General features: G+C 70.7%; 12 protein-coding genes. 5 read left to right on the top strand and 7 right to left on the bottom strand.

Going from position 1 to position 19,607, the window contains the following annotated elements:
• Positions 1-16 precede the first annotated feature (16 nt).
• Positions 17-1,477: an MDR family MFS transporter gene (locus tag AB0333_RS14970; protein WP_366219499.1), complete on the top strand. Its 1,461-nt coding sequence runs from the start codon at positions 17-19 to the stop codon at positions 1,475-1,477.
• Between the two features lie 32 nt (positions 1,478-1,509).
• On the opposite strand, the gene AB0333_RS14965 is transcribed toward AB0333_RS14970, so the two are convergent.
• Complete coding sequence (locus AB0333_RS14965; protein WP_366219498.1) at positions 1,510-5,565, bottom strand: DUF4082 domain-containing protein; 4,056 nt, start codon at positions 5,563-5,565, stop codon at positions 1,510-1,512.
• 232 nt (positions 5,566-5,797) lie between these two features.
• Between AB0333_RS14965 and glmU the strand changes: the two genes are divergently transcribed.
• Positions 5,798-7,318 (top strand): bifunctional UDP-N-acetylglucosamine diphosphorylase/glucosamine-1-phosphate N-acetyltransferase GlmU, encoded by a 1,521-nt coding sequence (gene glmU / locus AB0333_RS14960; RefSeq protein ID WP_366219540.1) that lies wholly within the window; start codon positions 5,798-5,800, stop codon positions 7,316-7,318.
• 82 nt (positions 7,319-7,400) lie between these two features.
• A complete protein-coding gene (locus tag AB0333_RS14955) occupies positions 7,401-8,381 on the top strand; it encodes a ribose-phosphate diphosphokinase (RefSeq protein WP_366219497.1) in 981 nt (326 codons plus the stop codon).
• 48 nt (positions 8,382-8,429) lie between these two features.
• On the opposite strand, the gene AB0333_RS14950 is transcribed toward AB0333_RS14955, so the two are convergent.
• Positions 8,430-8,936: a DUF2505 domain-containing protein gene (locus AB0333_RS14950; RefSeq protein ID WP_366219496.1), complete on the bottom strand. Its 507-nt coding sequence runs from the start codon at positions 8,934-8,936 to the stop codon at positions 8,430-8,432.
• A 119-nt stretch (positions 8,937-9,055) separates the two neighbouring features.
• On the opposite strand from AB0333_RS14950, the gene mfd reads away from it, so the two are divergent.
• Positions 9,056-12,814, top strand: a complete 3,759-nt coding sequence (gene mfd / locus AB0333_RS14945; RefSeq protein ID WP_366219539.1) for a transcription-repair coupling factor — start codon at positions 9,056-9,058, stop codon at positions 12,812-12,814.
• A gap of 128 nt (positions 12,815-12,942) precedes the next feature.
• Here the strand turns inward: mfd and AB0333_RS14940 are convergent, their stop codons facing one another.
• The 5 genes from AB0333_RS14940 to AB0333_RS14920 all read right to left on the bottom strand — a co-directional run bounded on the left by AB0333_RS14940 (position 12,943) and on the right by AB0333_RS14920 (position 17,874).
• Positions 12,943-13,923, bottom strand: a complete 981-nt coding sequence (locus tag AB0333_RS14940) for an acyltransferase (protein WP_366219495.1) — start codon at positions 13,921-13,923, stop codon at positions 12,943-12,945.
• A gap of 76 nt (positions 13,924-13,999) precedes the next feature.
• Positions 14,000-14,272, bottom strand: a complete 273-nt coding sequence (locus AB0333_RS14935; RefSeq protein ID WP_366219494.1) for a hypothetical protein — start codon at positions 14,270-14,272, stop codon at positions 14,000-14,002.
• A gap of 61 nt (positions 14,273-14,333) precedes the next feature.
• The gene (gene deoC / locus AB0333_RS14930; RefSeq protein ID WP_366219493.1) at positions 14,334-15,038 is read right to left on the bottom strand and encodes a deoxyribose-phosphate aldolase; all 705 of its coding nucleotides are present in this window, start codon (positions 15,036-15,038) and stop codon (positions 14,334-14,336) included.
• Positions 15,039-15,064: 26 nt separating this feature from the next.
• Entirely contained in the window at positions 15,065-16,939 is a 1,875-nt protein-coding gene (locus AB0333_RS14925) for a phospho-sugar mutase (RefSeq protein ID WP_366219492.1), read from the bottom strand.
• A gap of 104 nt (positions 16,940-17,043) precedes the next feature.
• Entirely contained in the window at positions 17,044-17,874 is an 831-nt protein-coding gene (locus AB0333_RS14920; RefSeq protein ID WP_366219538.1) for a purine-nucleoside phosphorylase, read from the bottom strand.
• Positions 17,875-18,030: 156 nt separating this feature from the next.
• On the opposite strand from AB0333_RS14920, the gene AB0333_RS14915 reads away from it, so the two are divergent.
• On the top strand, positions 18,031-19,443 hold the full coding sequence (locus AB0333_RS14915) for an NAD(P)H-quinone dehydrogenase (RefSeq protein ID WP_366219491.1): 1,413 nt from the start codon (positions 18,031-18,033) through the stop codon (positions 19,441-19,443).
• The last annotated feature ends 164 nt before the right edge of the window (positions 19,444-19,607 follow it).

Raw genomic sequence — 19,607 nt, 5'->3', positions numbered from 1 at the left:
GAAGAGGTACACCCCGATGGCCCACGCCGCCGAAGACACGATTTCTCCATCGGCCACCCCCGCTGACCAGGCACCGCCGGCCTTGTCGCGGAAACAGCTGACCGGCATCATCGGCGCGCTGGCCCTCGCCGCGTTCGTGATGATCCTCAACGAAACTGTGCTCACCGTGGCGTTGCCCTCGATCATGGCCGACTACGGGGTGTCCGCGGCGGCGGGTCAGTGGCTCACCACCGGGTTCCTGCTCACCATGGCCGTGGTCATCCCCTTGACCGGCTACCTGCTGCAGCGGTACACCCTGCGCGGACTGTTCGTCTTCGCCCTGTCCAGCTTCCTCGTCGGCACCGTCCTGGCTATCGTCGCGCCATCCTTCGGTGTGCTGCTGGCCGCCCGTGTCATCCAAGCCGTCGGTACCGCCGTCGTGATGCCGCTGCTCATGAACACGACCCTGACGCTCGTACCGGTCCAGCACCGAGGGATGGTCATGGGCCTGAACTCGATCGTGATCTCGGTCGGGCCGGCCATCGGACCCACCGTGTCCGGGGTCATCGTGAACTCCCTGTCCTGGCACTGGATCTTCGGCATCATGACTCCGCTCGTCGTCATCATCCTGGTGTTGGGCATCCTCTTCATCAAGGTGCCCTCGGCCACCCGCAAGCTACCGGTCGACGTCGTCTCCGTGATCCTCTCGGCCCTGGCCTTCGGGGGCCTGGTCTACGCGATCTCCACCATCGGCGGCGCCCTGGAGAATCCCACCGTTCCCCTCGTCAGTGGCGTGATCGGTGCGGCTGCGCTGGTCCTGTTCATCACTCGCCAGGTCCGCCTGACCCGGACCGGGCGCGAACTGCTGAACCTGCGTCCCTTCAAGAACCGCACCTTCACGCTCAGTGTCGTCATGATCATGATCGCCATGGGCACTTTGCTGGGCACCGTGGTCATCCTGCCGATCTTCCTGCAGAACGGCAGCGGCCTGAGTACCATGACCATCGGCATGATGTTGCTTCCCGGTGGGCTGGTGCAGATCGCCGTGGGCCCGATCTTCGGCCGCGTCTTCGACCGCCATGGCCCTCGACCGGTGCTGATTCCCGGCGCCCTGATGCTGGCGCTGGGCCAGTGGCTGTTCACCACCATCCATCCGGGCACCGAGCTCGGCCTGATCGTCGCCTTTCACACGATCTTCTGCATCGGACTGGCCATGCTGATGACCGGCCTGCTTTCCGCGGCGCTGAGTGGAGTCCCGCATCAACTCTACGGTCACGGCTCGGCCATCTTCAATACCGGCCAGCAGCTCGGCGGCGCCATCGGCACCACGATCTTCGTGACCGTCATGAGCGCCGTCGCGGCCGCGGAGACCGGTGCCGGCTCGGCCCTGGTCGACGGGCTGTTCGACGGCGCCCACGTCGCGTTCATCATCGGCGGGGTGCTCGCGACGATCGCCGTTCTCTGTGCCCCGTTCATCAAGGGGCCGCAGCGCGACTGACCCCCCTCGGGGCAGCCCCGGCGATGCATCGGTCAGTCCTCCGTGTACATCAGGTCCACGAAGTAGTTGGTGTCACCCCAGGTCGAGGTCGGCATGATGCCGCCGGCGCCGTAGACGAACCGGCCGTTCTCGCCGGCCAGGGACAGGGCGCCCTGGGTGACCGGCGAGCCGAACTCGCCGGAGGTGTAGGCGTAGCCGCCGTCCGGCGCATGGCGGGACACCGTGAAGGTGGTCCCCGCGGCCAGCTGCACCGGCGTGTTCAGCAGGGCGGTCTGCCAGCCGGTGCCGGTGGCCGGCGGGAAGGCCACGGTGGCCAGCCGGGTGCCGTCGCCGTCCCAGAGGGAGCCGGTGCCAGAGGCGCCCGGTTCGCTGCCGCGGTAGTAGCGGATCGCGTGGACCGTGATGTCCTGGCTCGTCGTCAACTGAACCCCGAGCTCCACGGCGGAGGTGTCGCCGGAGACCAGCGAGGAGGGTGCGCCGGTCCCCAGGAAGGACTCGAACAGGGCGGTCGAGCCCCCCGCCACCCGGAACGTCCAGGTTAGTGGCGGGGTCTCGGCCGGTGCGGTGGACTCCGCTGCGGCCGCGCCTGTCACGGTGACCCCGATGACGGCGCCCGCCGGCAGAGCCGAGGCCGGCGTCCAGGAGAGCCCGGTGCCCGCCGGCGTGCGAGTGGTGGTCCCCGGGACCGCGGTGCCGTTCACGGTGATCGCCATCTGCGCCTCGGCATGTACGGGGCCGTCGAAAGTCACCGTGACCGGCCCCTCGTCGGGGCCGTCCATGCTGCCCGGGGCCGGGGTGCGCTCGGTGACGGCCGGCGGGGCCAGGTCGGGGGTGAACCGCACGTCCACGAGGTAGTTCGTGGAGACGGCACTGTCCGGGAACGGGCTGCCGTAGCTGTACACCCCGGAGGACTCGTCCACCCGGAGCGGGCCCGAGGAGCGGGATGAGTCCCAGTAGCCGGGGGTGACCGAATACTGGCGGGTGGTGTAGGCGACCACGTACTCGGATCCGGGGTCCAGGCGTACCGGCTCGCTCAGCTCGGCGTACTGCCAGCCGGTGACGGAATCGGAGGGGAAGGTCACCTCTGCCAGCAGCGTGCCCCCACCCGTGTAGAGGGCGCCGGTCTGCTGCGTGGTGGTGCCGGCGGCACGGTAGACCTCCAGGCCGTTCACCACGCCGGGCTCTGTGGAACTGAATCGGGTGCCCAGGGTCACCGAGGTGCCGTCGTCGATCGAGGGCAGGGTCGGCAGGTAGGTCTCGGCCATCAGCCCGCAGGGACAGTCGTCGGCGGCGGCTGCGGACCAGGTTCGGAACCCCCACGAGTCGCCCTGTTCGATCGGGTTGCCGCCGGCATCCGTGGCGGAGACCTCCACCGTGTACCCCGTGGCCTCGGCCAGGGCGGACGTCGGGGTGAAGGTCACCCGCCGCGTCGCCGCGTCGTAGGCCGTGGAGCCGGCCACCGCGGTCCCGGCGCCCGAGCCGGAGCCGCCCAGGCCGTCGACGCCCACCGTGACGGTCATCGCCACGCTGGAGGCGAGGACCTCCCGGGAGAGGGTGGCCCCGATCGGGGCGGTGACGGGGACGCTGACGGCGGTGCTGGCGGGCTGGTGACCGGCGGCCGTCAGCGGCAGCTCGCCGGCGGGGACGAACTGGGCGTCCACGTAGTAGTTGGCGTTCTGGTAGGACCGGGACGGGTAATTGCCCACGCTGTCGTAGACGCCCACATTCGGCACGCCATAGCCGCCCGCCACGCTCAGCGGCGGACCATCCACGCCGCGGTAGGCGTAGTAGTACGGATCGGCGGCGTACCGGCCCGCCGGCGCCGAGTAGGACACCACGTAGTCGGTGCCCGCCGTGACGGGCACGGCTTCGGTGAACTCGGCCGACCGCCATCCTTCCTCGGAGGTCCCGGAGCTGCCGGGGAACTCCACGGTGGCCAGGGGAGTGCCGTCGAGACCCCACAGGGTGCCGGTGTGCGGGCCCACGTTCGCCGCGCTGCGGTAGAAGCGGACGCCCGTGACCATGCCGTCCACCGTCGGGCTGAACCGGAGCCCCAGCTCCACCGTGGAGCTGTCCCCGGTGTCCGCCGCCGCCGGCACCACGTCACCGAAGGCGCTGTAGGGCCCGGTGACCTCCGTGGTGATGGGAGTGGCGTCCTGGGGGTAATTGCCGCTGTCATCGATGGCCCGGACCAGCACGGTGTGCTCGCCCACGCCGGACTGGAGGTAGGAGAAGGACCAGTTCCGCAGGCCCTCGGCCAGCTTCCACGTGGCGCCAGCATCCTCGGAGTACTCCACCCCGGCCACGACGCCGGCCCCCGCCCCGCTGCCGTCCGTGGCGGTTCCGGAAACGGTCACCGGTTGACCGTGGGGGACCGGACCCGCCGGCTGCTCGGTCACCTGCAGGGTGGGGGCGGCGGAGTCCGCCGAGGCCGTCGCCGGGACGAGGCCGTCCATGAGGGTGGTGGGCTGGACGCCCATGTCCGCGAAGAGGTTGACCTGGGCCTGCTGCATGCGCGGGTCAGCGGCCGCCCCGTCGCCGTCGTGCCATTCATCCAGGCCCCACGTCCACTGCACGCTGCCGGCGGAGAAGACGAGGGCACCCGAGGCGGCTCGGTACAGGGTGACGTGGTGGGTCGTCTCGCCCGCGGCCACCGTGTTGCCGAAGTCCTGCAGGTACTCGGGCACGGGACCCGTGGTCGTGGACAGCCGGATCAGTCCTGGCGGGCGGAACCCGTTGGGCAGGTCCTCGTTGGACTCGTAGCCCACGGTGTGCGGGGCCAACTCCTCGGTGGAGCCGGAGGGCAGGTCTGCGAGCCCGGTGTCCCGCCAGAGCCGCAGATCGCCCTCGCGATCATCGACGGTCACCGGGAGGTCACCGTAGTTGACCACGTACGCGGTGCCGGTCAGGGCGTTCTCTGGCACGCCGCCACCGTTCTCCATGGCGGCGAAGCGAGGATCGCGGAAGGTGCCCGTCCACTCCTCGGCCGGGTCGATCTTGTCATTGGACCAGGTCTCCTTGTAACTGACCAGAGTCCGGTAGTCGTCACCGCTCGGATCCGCGGGGGAGGGTTCGTAGCGGGCCCGCCAGTACATCTCGTTGCCGGAGAGGAACTGCAGGTTCACCCCGGCATCCCGGGCGGCCTCCACGTTGGCCCGCTGCTGGCCGGACCAGTACTCGTCATGGCCCACCGAGAGGAACACCTCGTGGTTGGTCAGCTGATCCCCGAAGCGGTCGGTGTCGATCCCGGAGAAATAGGAGACGTCGTAGCCGTTGCGCTCCATGAACCGGACCATGGGGTACTCGTTGCCGAAGTAGAAGTCCCGGGCCTCAATCCCGCCGCGGGTGGCGAACGGACGGTTGTAGCTGACTTTGTAGGCCCGGCCGTTGTCCGCGCCCTGGTAGAAGTTCGAGCCGCCGTAGGTGTTGTACGCGTGCCAACTGGTGTCCGAGGTCTGGAACAGCACCTCGGAGGTGGAGCCGTCGTTGCGGACCACGAAGGTGATGTGGCTGGCGCCGCCCGTGTCCGTGCGGGTGAGCTTGGCGAGGTAGACGCCGGAGACCGCATCGGCCGGCACCTGCCAGGAGGCGGAGACGGCCCAGGTCCCGCAGTCGGTGAGCTCCGTGGTCGGGTCCGTGAGGCACTCCGGTTGGTTCTGGGGCAATGCGGCGCCCGGCTGGACGGAACCCACCTTGCGGGCCCCCAGCCCCTGGTACCAGCCGGTGCGGTAGAGATCGATGTCATAGTCGCTGGCGTCGGTGTCGATCTTGAAGTCGATCGTCTGCCCCGCGTTGACGGACATGTCCGTGGCGAAGCCCTGGATCGAGTCGTCGCCGGCTCCGTCGATTTCCCACTCGGACCAGTGCGCACCCGCCTTGGAGTTCTCGCACACGATCGCGTTCTCTTCCGGACCACAGGGGTCCGCGGCCGCGACCATCGGTGCCCAGCCGAAGGGCACCACCAGGGACACGGCGGCCACCACCGCCAGCACCGCCACCGGCCACCAGCGGCGTGGCGCCGCCGAGCGCGGGCGGGTCCGGGACAGATCCGGCACGGGGACACGGGGGGAGGCGGATGCAGGGTTCACGGCCCCAGCGTAGGAACGGTCTTTCCCCGCTGGACAGGGGAAGCGGCCCGTCCACGCGGTGTTCGGGTAGGCCAACGCGGGCGCAGGAACCCGCGGGCAGCAAATCCGAGTAGCGGCCGGATCTTGCCCTCTCGGTTCGGACCGCTCGCACCCGACGGTCTAGACTGACCGGCGGCAGTCAACCAGCACTGGACTATCGAAGCAGGAGTGCAGATCCTTGACCGAATCCACCGTGGCGCCCGCAACGCCGGCAGCCGTCATCGTCCTCGCCGCGGGGGCGGGAACCCGGATGAAGTCCAAAACCCCCAAGATCCTGCACCCGATCGGGGGCCGGTCCATGATCGGCCACGCCCTCACCGCCGCCGTGGGGCTGAACCCGCGCGAGCTGGTTGCCGTGGTCCGCCACCAGCGTGACCTGGTGGCGGACCACATCCTGTCCCTGGCGGAGGTTCTCGGCACCGTCCCGGTCATCGCGGACCAGGACGAGGTCCCGGGCACCGGCCGCGCCGTCCAGTGCGGCCTCGAGGCCCTCGTCGCCACGGAACCAGGGCCCGACGCCGGCCCGGCCGAGCCCGTGGACTCCTTCGGCACCGTGGTGGTCACCTACGGGGACGTCCCCCTGCTGACCACGGAGCTGCTGGCCGAACTCGTGGCCACCCACGAGGCCGAGTCCAATGCGGTCACCGTGCTGACGGCCCTCCTGGAGGATCCCACCGGCTACGGCCGCATCCTGCGGGACACGGACGGCTCCGTCGCCGGGATCGTGGAGCACAAGGACGCCACGGCGGAACAGCGCTCCATTAACGAGGTCAACTCCGGCATCTATTCCTTCGACGGCGGGATGCTGGCCACCGCCCTGGCCGAGGTCACCACGGACAACGCACAGGGCGAGATGTACCTGACCGACGTCCTGCAGATCGCCCGCGCCGCCGGCGGCCGCGTCGCGGCGGTCACCACCACGGACCAGTGGCAGGTGGAGGGCGCCAACGACCGCGTCCAGCTGCAGGCCCTCGGGGCGGAGATGAACCGCCGCACCCTGGACCGTCATATGCGCGCCGGCACCTCCATCCAGGACCCGGCCACCACGTGGATCGACTCCACGGTGACGCTGGAGCCGGACACCACCATCCTGCCGAACACCCACCTGCAGGGCACCACGCACGTCTCCGAGGACGCGGTGGTCGGCCCGGACTCCACGCTCGTGGACACCACCGTGGGCATCGGTGCCACCGTGACCCGCACCCAGGCGAGCGGTGCCGTGATCGGCGACCGCGCCGCCGTCGGGCCCTTCACCTACCTCCGTCCGGGCACCGTGCTGGGCGAGCAGGGCAAGATCGGGGCGTTCTACGAGACCAAGAACACGGTGATCGGCCGCGGCTCCAAGCTCTCCCACCTCGGCTATGCGGGGGACGCGGAGATCGGCGAGTACACGAATATCGGCTGTGGCAACATCACCGCCAACTATGACGGCGTCAACAAACACCGCACCGTGATCGGCAACCATGTGCGGACCTCGTCCAACACGGTGTTCATCGCCCCCGTGACCGTCGGCGACGGTGCCTACACCGGTGCCGGCGCCGTGGTCCGTAAGGACGTCCCGGCCGGCGCGCTCGCCCTGACCGTCGCCCCGCAGCGCAACAGCGAGGGCTGGGTGGAGGACCGTCGCCCCGGCTCGCCCGCCGCCGATGCGGCTGCCCAGGCCCGCGTGGGCCACGGTACGTCACACACCCCACAGCCCGACGCCGGCGCTTGAGACCCCGGCCGATGTCACGCCCCCGTCCCGATCACCCCACCACCGGCCGGCCACCCCAGTCAGAATCAGGAAGTACACAGCGATGAACGAGATCACCCAGCACAGCGAGAAGAAGCTGGTTCTGGCAGCGGGCCGGGCTCACCCCGAGCTGGCGGCACAGGTGGCCGAGGAGCTCGGCACCGAACTGCTGCCGATGAGCGCCTACGACTTCGCGAACGGGGAGATCTACGTCCGCTCAGGTGAATCCGTGCGCGGCAAGGACATCTTCGTGATGCAGTCGCACCCGGCGCCGCTGAACAACCACCTCATGGAGCAGCTGCTCATGCTGGACTCGTTCAAGCGCGCCTCCGCCAAGCGCATCACCGCCATCTCGCCCTTCTACCCCTACGCGCGGCAGGACAAGAAGGGCCGCGGCCGCGAGCCCATCTCCGCCCGCCTGGTCGCTGACATGTACCTGACCGCCGGCGCGGACCGCATCATGAGCGTGGACCTGCACACCGCCCAGATCCAGGGCTTCTTCGACGGCCCCGTGGACCACCTGTTCGCGGTGCCGCTGCTGAGCGACTACATCCGGACCAAGACCGAGGGGGAGGACCTCACGGTGGTCTCCCCGGACACCGGCCGCGTGCGGGTGGCCGAGCAGTGGGCCGAGCGCCTCGGCGGCGCCCCGCTGGCCTTCGTGCACAAGTCCCGTGATCTCACCGTCCCGAACCAGGCGGTGTCCAAGCAGGTCGTCGGTCAGGTCAAGGACCGCACCTGCGTGCTGATCGACGACATGATCGACACCGGTGGCACCATCGCCGGCGCCGTGCGCGTGCTCAAGGAGGCCGGCGCCAAGGACGTCATCATCGCCGCCACCCACGCCGTGTTCTCGGACCCGGCGGCGCAGCGCCTGGCCGAGTCCGGCGCCCGGGAGGTCGTGGTGACCAACACCCTGCCGATCCCGGAGGAGAAGCGCTTCGACGCCCTCACCGTGCTGTCCATCGCCCCGCTGCTGGCCCGTGCCATCCGCGAGGTCTTCGAGGACGGCTCGGTCACCAGCCTGTTCGACGGCGACGCCTGAGCCGGCGGCCCGCGGCGTCAAGCCGCCGGCCACCGTTCCCCGGCTCGGTTACCGCTTCAACCAGGTGGCCACTTCGCGGGCCTGACGTCCCAGCACCTGGCCGACCCGGGGTTCGGCGGCCTGGCCGATCTTCTTGCCGAGCAGCGGGATCCTGCACTCCAGGGTCCCGGTGACGCGCACCTCGGTGCCGGCGTCCGTGGGCAGCAGCAGCTGTTCGGCCGTCGCGGTGGTCTTGGCGGCACCCACGGTGACGACCAGCTGGCCGGTCCGGGAGCCGTCGGCGGCAGGGGCGGACCAGGTCTCCTGCTGCTCCACGCTCAGCTTGTCGCCGAGGAACTTGCCGGCGACCTTCTGCACGGCGTCCGGCAGCTTGTTGACCGGCACGGAACGCACCATGGTGACGCTCACCGGCCCGGTCAGCTCGCCCTGCCGCTCGAAGGCGACCAAGGCTCCGCCGAGGCCCTCGGTGACCTTGCGGTTGAAGGCCTCGTCGACCAGGGCTGCGAACACGTCGGCCGGCGGGTGGGCAATGGTGGTTGATTCCTTGAACGCCATGAGGTCCTCCTGGGGGTTCGGTCTGTTCCAGTGGTCTCCGCCTGCGGCGGACACCACGCCCGAGCCTATCTCGACCAACTATGCTGGGATGAATGACCACTCCCCACCCTCTGGCAGGGATGTTCCCCGCCCTGCTGCAGGACCAGGCCATCGCTGCGGCCTCCATCTCCGCTGCCCGCACCGGTGCCGACCGCACCGAGGACCTGGAGATCAGCCTTCCCGACGGCGCCCGGCCACCCCTGGTGGCCCTGCTCGCCGGCGCTGCGGCTGAGACGGCCCAGACTCAGGCGGCGCAGGACGGCATCACGGCGACGCCGGCTGATCCGTCCGCCGCTGCCCCGTCCGCCTCCGGCCTGTCCCGCCCCGCCACCGTCCTGCTCGTCACCGCCACCTCCCGGGAGTCCGAGGACCTCGCCGCCGACCTGGCCGGCTGGATGGACCCGGACACCGTGGCCCACTTCCCGTCCTGGGAGACCCTTCCGCACGAGCGGTTGTCCCCGCGCTCGGACACGGTCGGCACCCGGCTGGCGGTGCTGCGCCGGCTGGCCCACCCGGGGGAGGACGGCCGCGCGCCGCTGGCCGTGATCACCGCCCCGATCCGCTCCGTGCTGCAGCCCATGGTCGCCGGCCTGGGTGACCTGGAACCGGTGCGGATCTCCGTGGGGGAGGACCACGACTTCGACGGCGTGGTCCAGGCCCTGGCGGACGCCGCCTACTCGCGGGTGGACATGGTCTCCCGCCGCGGCGAGTACGCGGTGCGCGGCGGCCTGCTGGATGTCTTCCCGCCCACCGAGGCCCACCCGCTGCGCATCGAGTTCTTCGGGGACGAGGTGGAGCAGCTGCGCTACTTCTCCGTGGCGGACCAGCGCTCCCTGGAGGACACCAGTGGGGACGGCACCGGCCACCCCACCACCCTGTACGCCCCGCCCTGCCGAGAGCTGTTGCTGACGGGAAAGGTCCGGCGCCGGGCCAAGGAGCTCATGACGCGGCTTCCCGGAGCCGTGGACATGCTCGAGCGGATCTCCGAGGGCATGGCCGTGGAGGGCATGGAGTCACTCGCCCCGATCCTGGCCGAGGGCATGGTCCCGCTGGTGGACCTGCTGCCCGAGGGCTCCCTGACCGTGCTCGTGGAGCCGGAGAAGATCCGCCACCGCGCCGATGACCTGCTGAACACCAACGAGGAGTTCCTCCAGGCCGCGTGGGCCACCGCCGCGATGGGCGGCGCCGCCCCGGTGGACATCGGCTCCGGGGCAGCTGGTCCCGGACCGGGCGGCGGGCCGGGGGGTCAGGCGGACGCCGGCGGTTTCGCCACCCTCGCCGAGACCCGTACCGCAGCCCTGCGCCGGTTCCAGGGCTGGTGGCAGCTCACCAGCCTCGGCACGGACGTCGAGCTGCTGCCGGATGCCTCCGCGCTCCGCACCTCCCTGGCCGAGCCACGGGGCTTCGCCGGGGATGTGGAGGCCATGACCCGGCACGTGGCCGAGCGCTGCCAGGACGGCTGGCAGGCCGTCGTCGCCACGGACGGCCCGGGCCCGGCCCGCCGCCTGGCGGAGCTGTTCGGGGAGGCCGGCCTGGCCGCCGTCGTGGTGGATGCCGTGCCCTCGACGCCGCAACCGGGGCAGGTGACCATCACGACCGCCGTCGCCGGTTCCGGTTTCGCCCTGCCGGTGGCCAAGGTGGCGCTGCTGACCGAGCAGGACCTGTTCGGCCGCAACCGGGCGGCCGGGGCCCGGGGCGGCACCAAGACCCTCGCGCGCAAACGCCGCAACGCCGTGGACCCGCTGACCCTGACCGAGGGCGACTACGTGGTGCACACTCAGCACGGCATCGCCCGGTTCGTGGAGCTGCAGCGCCGCAAGGTCGCCTCCGGGACGGTGGGTGCCGGCGGTGCGGGTGCCGGGGCCAGCGCGGGCGGGAGCGCCGACTCCTACCGTGAGTACCTGGTGCTGGAGTACGCGCCGTCCAAGCGCGGGGCGCCGGGGGACCGGCTGTTCGTCCCGACGGACCAGCTCGACCAGGTCAGCCGCTACGTGGGCGGGGAGGCGCCGAGCCTGTCCAAGATGGGCGGGTCCGACTGGGCGTCCACCAAGTCCAAGGCGAAGAAGGCGACCAAACAAATAGCCGGCGAGCTGATCCGCCTGTACTCCGCGCGGATGGCCTCCCGCGGGCACACGTTCGCCCCGGACACCCCGTGGCAGCGTGAGCTGGAGGAGTCCTTCCCGTTCATCGAGACCCCGGACCAGCTGACCACGATCAACGAGGTCAAGAAGGACATGGAATCGACCGTGCCGATGGACCGGCTGATCTCCGGCGACGTCGGCTTCGGCAAGACCGAGGTCGCCATCCGGGCCGCCTTCAAGGCCGTCCAGGACGGCAAGCAGGTGGCCGTACTGGTCCCGACCACGCTGCTGGCACGTCAGCACCACGAGACCTTCACCGAGCGCTTCGCGGGCTTCCCCGTGAAGGTCAAGCCGCTGTCCCGGTTCCAGAACGCCAAGGACTCGAAGGAGACCCTGGACGGGATGGCGGAGGGCACCGTGGACGTGGTCATCGGCACCCACCGCCTGCTGTCCAAGGAGGTCCAGTTCAAGGACCTCGGCCTGGTGATCGTGGACGAGGAGCAGCGCTTCGGCGTGGAGCACAAGGAGGTGCTCAAGACGATGCGCACCAACGTGGACGTGCTCTCCATGTCCGCCACCCCCATCCCGCGCACCCTGGAGATGTCCCTGACCGGCATCCGTGAGACCTCCACCCTGGCCACGGCCCCGGAAGAGCGCCACCCGGTGCTGACCTACGTGGGCCCGAAGACCAACCAGCAGATCACCGCCGCCATCCGCCGCGAGCTGATGCGTGAAGGCCAGGTCTTCTTCGTGCACAACCGGGTCTCCTCGATCGACAAGGTGGCCGGGGAGATCCGTGAGCTCATCCCGGAGGCCCGCGTGGTGGTGGCCCACGGCAAGATGGGCGAGACCCGGCTGGAGCGGGTCATGGAGGACTTCTGGGAGCGGAAGTTCGACGTGCTGGTCTCCACCACGATCATCGAGACCGGATTGGACATCGCCAACGCGAACACCCTGATCATCGACCGGGCCGACGCCTATGGGCTGTCCCAGCTGCACCAGCTGCGCGGACGCGTGGGCCGCGGCCGGGACCGTGCCTACGCCTACTTCCTCTACGACCCGGAGAAGTCGCTCAACGAGACGGCCCTGGAACGGCTCAAGGCGGTGGCCGCGCACAACGAGCTCGGCTCCGGCATGCAGCTGGCCATGAAGGACCTGGAGATCCGCGGCGCCGGCAACCTGCTCGGCGGGGAGCAGTCCGGGCATATCGCCGGAGTCGGCTTCGATCTCTACCTGCGGATGGTGGGCGAGGCCGTGGCGGACTTCAAGGGTGGCGAGGACACCGCCCCGGCCGAGGTCAAGGTGGAATTGCCCATCAACGCGCACCTGCCGCACGACTACGTGCCGGGGGAGCGGCTGCGCCTGGAGGCCTACCGCAACCTGGCCCAGGCCAATGACGACGCGGCGGTGGACGCCGTGGTGGAGGAGCTCCAGGACCGCTACGGTGACCTGCCGGACGCCGCCGAGAACTTGGTGGCGGTGGCCCGCTTCCGCAACGCCGCCCGCGCCGCCGGCGTCACCGAGGTCATGCTGATGGGCCAGAACGTGAAGTTCGGCCCGGCGGACCTGCCCGAGTCCCGCCAGATGCGCCTTCAGCGCATGTATAAGGGCGCCGCGGTCAAGCCGGCCCTGAACGCCGTGATGATCCCGCGGCCGAAGACGGCTCCGGTGGGCGGCAAGGACCTGACGGACCTGCCCCTGCTGGACTGGGCGGCCCAGGTGCTCAAGGCGATCTTCCTGCCGGACGCCCCGGCCTGAGCGACCGGGGGTGTTCCACTCTGCACCAGCCTCGAGCCTCGATACCGGACCGCGTCACCCCGTTCCACTGTGCGGGCAGAAATAAGTACTCATATCTGGCCGCAAAGTGACTGGCGTTCAGGCGTGCGTCAGGAGTGTGGGTTCCGCCGCGCCCGCCACTGCACCCACCAGACGGGCGCGGGCACCCCGGCCAGCCAGGGGGACAGGGGTGTGGCGTTGATGGCCAGGCCCACGGCCCAGCTGATGAGGACGGTCAGGGCGAACTTGGCGCCGTCGTCCAGGATGCCCACGTCCACGAGGGTCTGCAGCAGCCAGCCGTGGAAGAGCACCACCACCGTGCCGGTCCGCACGAGGGCGTTGACGGGCCGGGCGGCGCCGGCCACGAGCCGGTTCACCACGGTGCTGAAGACCAGCACGAAGCCGGCCGCCGTCATCGCCCCCACCACGGGGGTGATCAGGAACTGGCCGAAGCCGGAGAATTTGATGTTCAAAGGTTCCACGCCCAGCGTCACGGCGAGGAGCCCGACGGCGATGAGCACGGCCCCGATCACCGCGCGGTTCCGCTTGATCCGGGGTTGGAGCTCATAGCGGAACAGCTCGCCGGCCAGCACGAAGAACAGGCAGGGCAGCGCCAGGCCGAGGCCCAGGGGAGTGCGGCCGAGCAGGCTGTCCGGCAGCATGGACAGGGCCAAGCCGAGCACGGCCACCCCCCAGGCAACGAGCACGGGGAACCGTTCGAGGATACGCCGGAGCAGGGTCACGAAGAACAGTACGGAGATGAACCAGAAGGCCCACCACGGCGGGGTCTGATCGGAGCCTCCGTACCAGCCGTTGGCCATCAGAGGCCAGAATTCCTCGGGGGTGTCCCGGGTCCAGGCCCAGGCGGCCAGGCTCATGATGACGGCCCAGATCAGGTACGGCACCGCCAGGTTCCGCCACCGGACTTGGAACTCGTAGGCGAAGGGGCGGCCGCGGGTCCAGAAGTAGCCGGTGAGGAAGAAGAACAGCGGCATCCGCCAGATCTCCAGGTATTCGCCCCCGACCAGGCGGGATCCGTACGAGTGGCCCGCCACTACGGCGACGATGGAGACGATACGCAGAACGTCCACGCCGGTGTTCCGGCGTGGACGTTGCGTCGGCAGCGGTGCTGCGGGAGTCTGCGCTAGAGGGATACGGCCCTCCGTGTCAGTGGCCCGCGTGGTGGGCGTGCGGGTCCTCCACGTGGATGGCCTCGTGGTCCACCGAGTCGCTGCGGCCGAGCAGCTGCTGCGGGATCAGGTAGGCCAGCACGGCCAGGACCATGGCGATGCCGCCCGGAATCCAGACGTCCTCGAGGGACCACCAGCCCATGGCGTACACGCAGCCAGCGAAGATCAGGAAGCACACCACGGTCATCAGCAGGTTGCCCCAGAAATGGCCCTGCCCCGAGTGGTCCTTCGGCTTGCCGTTAACGATCACAATGTCTCCTCATGCGGTGGCGTGGACCGGCGGCGTCGCCGGGTGCCGATGGTGCGAAAAACTAGCTTGCCTTCAGGATAGCAAGGGCGGAGCTGGCTCCGATCCGTGTGGCTCCCGCCTCGATCATGGCCAGGGCATCCGCGCGGCTGCGGACCCCGCCGGAGGCCTTGACCCCGAGCTCCGGGCCGACCACGCGGCGCATCAGGGCCACGTCCTCGAGGGTGGCGCCGCCGGTGGAGAACCCGGTGGAGGTCTTCACGAAGTCCGCGCCGGCCTCAGCAGCGGCGCCGCAGGCCAGTTCCTTGGCGGCATCGTCCAGCAGGCACGTCTCGATGATGACCTTGAGGATCGCGCCACCGTCATGGGCGGCCCGGGCCACGGCGCCGATGTCCGCGACCAGGGCCGCGCGGTCCCCGGCGAGGGCGGCGGCGATGTCGATGACCATGTCCACCTCGTCAGCGCCGTGGGCGATGGCATCGGTGGTCTCGCCGACCTTGGCGACGGTGGTGGTGGCGCCCAGGGGGAAGCCGACCACGGTGCAGGTCAGCACGCCGGAACCGGCCAGCGCCTCGGCCACGGTGGCGACCCACACGGGGTTGACGCACACGCTCTTCACCTGCGCCTCGGACGCCTCGGCGCAGACCGCCAGGATGTCCTCCCGGGACGCCTGGGGCTTGAGCAGGGTGTGGTCGATGTACTGGGCGAGCTCCGCGGTGGTGAGCTCGGCGGAACCGGTGGACGCGGTGGATTCAGGGCCGTTCTGCATGGGAGCCAGCCTACCGTGACGGTCCATCACGGCTGGCCCAGGGCTGCGCCGATGGAGGCGGACAGCTCGGCCAGGGCCGCGGCCGCCTCGGCCCGCACCCCGGGCAGCTGGGCGGCCGTCTGCACGGGGCGGACCACTTCCAGGTAGCACTTGAGCTTGGGCTCGGTGCCGGAGGGCCGCACCACCACGCGGGAGTCGTCCGCGGTGGTGTACATCAGGGCATCGGTGCCCGGCAGGTCCCGGTAGCCCTGCGTGAGGTCCACGGTCTCGACGACGTCCTGGCCGGCGAGGGTGGCCGGCGGCTCCAGGCGCAACCGGGTCATCATGGCGTCCAGCAGGGCCAGGTCCGCCACGCGCACCGAGAGCTGGCCGGTGGCGACCACCCCGAAGTGCAGGGCGATCTCGTCCAGCGCGTCCAGCAGGGTCTTGCCCTGGTCCGCGAGTTCGGCGGCGAGTTCCGCCGCCACCAGGGCGGCTGTCATGCCGTCCTTGTCCCGCACCATCTCCGGCGCCGCGCAATAGCCGAGCGCCTCCTCGTAGCCGAAGCCCAACCCGGGCACCCTTGCGATCCACTTGAACCCGGTCAGGGTGGTCTCGTGCGGCACGTCCCGTTCCGCGGCCACGCGGGAGAGCAGGCGTGAGGACACCACGGAATTCCCGACGACGGCGCCCGCCGGCCGCAGCCCGGCCATCAGGTGGCTGCCCAAGAGCACGCCCACCTCGTCTCCGGTGAGCATGCGCCAGCCTGCCACCGCCGCGCCCGCACTGCCCGCGCCGCCCGCGCCGACTTCAGCGTCGGGGTCCGGCACCGCGAGGGCCAGCCGGTCGGCGTCGGGGTCATTCGCGATGACCAGGTCCGCACCGCGTTCCCGGGCCGCGGCCAGGGCGAGGTCCATGACGCCGGGCTCCTCCGGGTTGGGGAACGCCACGGTGGGGAAGGCCGGGTCCGGCTCCGCCTGCTCGGGGACCGTGTACGGGCGCTCGAATCCGGCGTCCTCGAACAGGTCCGGCAGCACGGCTCCGCCGACTCCGTGCAGGGGCGTGTAGACCACGTTGAGCCGGCGGTGGCCGGTGCGCTCGGGGTCCAGGACCCGGCAGGCCGCCAACCGGTAGGCCGCCGCGATTCCGCGGTCCGCCACCGTCCAGCCGTCCGCGGCGAGCGGGATGGAGTCCACCGGGGCGTCATGGTCGATGCAGCCGGCGATGTCCCGGTCGCTGGGCGCGGTGATCTGGACGCCACGGCCGGCCTCGTCCGTCATCCGGCCGCCCAGGTACACCTTGTAGCCGTTGTCGGCCGGCGGGTTGTGGCTGGCGGTGACCATCACGCCGGCATCGGCGTCCAGGTGCCGCACGGCGAAGGCCAGCACCGGCGTCGGCAGCTCGGAGGGCAGCAGGATTGTCTCCAGTCCGGCCGCGGCGAACACGGCGGCGGAGTCCAGGGCGAACGTCTTCGAGCCGCGGCGGGCGTCGTACCCCACCACGACGCGCGGGGGGCGCGGTTCCTGCCCGGTCGCGGCGCCCGCCGTGGCACCTGCAGCGGCGCCCGCCGTGGCACCTGCAGCGGCGCCCGCCGTCGCATCTGTGGTGGCGCCCGCAGGCTCCCCGGGGGTCATCTCCGCGAGTCGCCGGAGCAGATACGTCGCGAGTCCGGCCGCGGTGCGGCGCACGACCACCCGGTTCATGCGACTCGGTCCGGGGCCCTCTTCGGCGCGCAGCCCGGCTGTGCCGAACTCCAGCGGGCCGGCGAAGCGGGAGGCGAGGGACGCCATCGCCGTGCCGTCCCCGGCCTGAGCCGCGGCGATCTCGGCCTCCAGGGCGGCACGGTCGCCGTCGTCGGGATCCTGGCGGGCCCACTCCACGGCGGCGGCGATCAGGGCGGGATCGAGGTCAACAGCGGTCACGGGAGGGTCCTCGAGTTTCTCATCAATTTGTCAGGTGCGTCGGGTGAATCAGGTGAATCAAGTGCGTCAGGGTGACCGGCTGGGGCCGGCAGGCCGCCAGCGTGTCAGAGCCGGTCGATGATGCCGGCCAGCAGGGCGGAGATGCGCGGTCCGGCGGCCTCGCCGGCCTCCACCACCTCGGTGTGGCTGAGGGGCTCACCGCTGAAACCGGCGGCGGCGTTGGTGACCAGGGACATGCCGAACACCTCGAGGCCGGCGTGGCGGGCGGCGATCGCGTCCAGCGCGGTGGACATGCCCACCAGGTCGCCGCCGATCGCCTTGGCGTACCGCACCTCGGCGGGGGTCTCGTACTGGGGTCCGGAGAACTGCACGTAGACGCCCTCCGGCAGGGACGAGTCCACCTCGCGGGCGATCTCGCGGATGCGGGGGGAGTAGAGGTCGGTGAGATCCACGAAGTTGGCCCCGACCAGCGGGGTGGCGCCCGTGAGGTTGATGTGGTCGGCCACCAGCACCGGGGTGCCCGGGGTCCACTCAGGCACGAGGGAGCCGCAGCCGTTGGTCAGGACCACGATCTCGGCCCCGGCGGCGGCCGCGGTGCGCACGGTGTGGGCCACGGCGCCGGCGTCGCGGTGCTCGTAGTAGTGCGTGCGGGAGCCGAAGATCAGCGCGTTGCCGGCGCCGGCACCGTCCTCGAGGCCCTCTCCGTTCAGGCGCACGGAGCGCACGGTCGGGTTGTGCCCGGGCACGGAGGGGGCCGCGAAGCCGGGCAGCTCCGCGGTGGGGATGGTGTGGGTGGTCTCGCCGATCAGCTCGGCGGCCCCGCCCCAGCCGGACCCCAGGACCACCGCGATGCGGTGCCCGGCCACACCCGTCGTCTGCGCGATCGCCGCGGCGGCCCGGCGGGCCTCGGCGAACCCGGGATGGTCGCCCTGCAGCGGTGAGGAGCCGGACGGGTCGTCGAAGCTGGGAGTGGTGGAAAGGCCGGTGGAGGCGGTTGCGTCAGTCACGACCGTCAGCCTAGTGGGAAGCGCCGGAATCAGCCTGCGGTGGGGCCGGACGGCATTGGGCGTGATGCCGCGGGGTGGGACACAATGGTGTCTGTGACTTCCACCCCTATGTACTCGCGCCCCCGTCCCTCCCTCACCATCATCGGCGGCGGCCCCGGCGGTTATGAGGCTGCCATGGTGGCCGCCAAGCTCGGGGCTCAGGTGACCGTCGTCGAGTCCAAGGGCATGGGCGGATCCGCCGTGCTGACGGACGTGGTCCCCTCCAAGACCCTCATCGCCACGGCCGATTCCATGCGTCGGGCCGGGCGGGCCCCCGGATTGGGCGTGGCGCTGGGCGAGGAGCCGGCGCGAGCAGACATGACCGTGGTCAATCGGCGGTTGCTGAACCTGGCCTCCGAGCAGTCCCGGGACATCCGCCGGGCCCTGGAGCGCTCGGGCGTGCGCATCGTCATCGGCAAGGGCCGACTGACCGGGCCCACCACGGTGGAGGTGACCACCGCGGACGGTATCGAGGCAATCGAGTCGGAGAACGTCCTTCTGGCCACCGGCGCCAGTCCGCGCGAACTGCCCACGGCCGTGCCGGACGGGGAGCGCATCTTCAACTGGACGCAGGTTTACTCGCTCACGGAGGTTCCCGAGCACCTGATCGTGGTGGGCTCCGGCGTCACCGGCGCGGAGTTCGCCTCGGCCTACAACCAGCTCGGCGCCAAGGTCTCCCTGGTGTCCTCGCGGGACCGTGTGTTGCCGGGGGAGGACCCGGACGCCGCCGCCGTGCTGGAGGACGCCTTCGTGGAGGACGGCGTGAACGTGGTCGGCAAGACCCGCGCCGAGTCCGTGGAGCGCACCGCCACCGGGGTGCGGGTGCACCTCTCCGGTGGCCGCGTGCTGGAGGGCAGCCACTGCCTCGTGGCCGTCGGCGGGATTCCCAACACCGCGGACCTCGGGCTGGAGGCGGCCGGCGTCAAGCTGACCGACTCGGGCCACATCGCGGTGGACGGCGTCTCCCGCACCACCGTGCCCGGCATTTATGCCGCCGGCGACTGCACCGGGGTCTTCGCCCTCGCCTCCGTGGCCGCCATGCAGGGGCGCGTCGCCGTGGCGCACCTGATGGGGGACGCGGTCAAACCGTTCCAACCGCACCTGGTGGCCTCGAACATCTTCACCTCCCCGGAGATCGCCACGGTGGGCGTGACGGAGGAGCAGGTGGCCTCCGGCAAGTACCAGGCGGACATCCTCAAGCTCGATCTGAGTACCAACCCCCGGGCCAAGATGCAGAACGTCACCCACGGCTTCGTGAAGATCTTCGCCCGCAAGGGTTCCGGCACCGTGATCGGCGGCGTGGTAGTGGCCCCTCGTGCCTCCGAGCTGATCTACCCGATCGCCCTGGCGGTGAGCCACAAACTGCACGTGGACGACCTGGCCAACACCTACACGGTCTACCCCTCGATCTCCGGGTCGATCTCCGAAGCGGCACGTCGCCTCCACGTCCACCTCTGACCGCTCGCCACCCCTCTCACGCGGCCTCGGGCCGCTCTCCCCATCCTCCCCATCACGTCCTCTCGTTTTGCGGGCAGAAGTTGTGGGTGAGCACCCACAACTTCTGCCCGCAAAACGGTGGGGGAACGACGCCGGCCCGGCACACCGCTGCGCTTACACGCGCG

Origin of the sequence: Citricoccus sp. NPDC079358 (genome assembly GCF_040702545.1) — a bacterium.
Classification (GTDB): domain Bacteria; phylum Actinomycetota; class Actinomycetes; order Actinomycetales; family Micrococcaceae; genus Citricoccus.
Note: the sequence above shows the minus strand (reverse complement) of the source record. Positions and strands in the feature narration are given on the sequence as shown.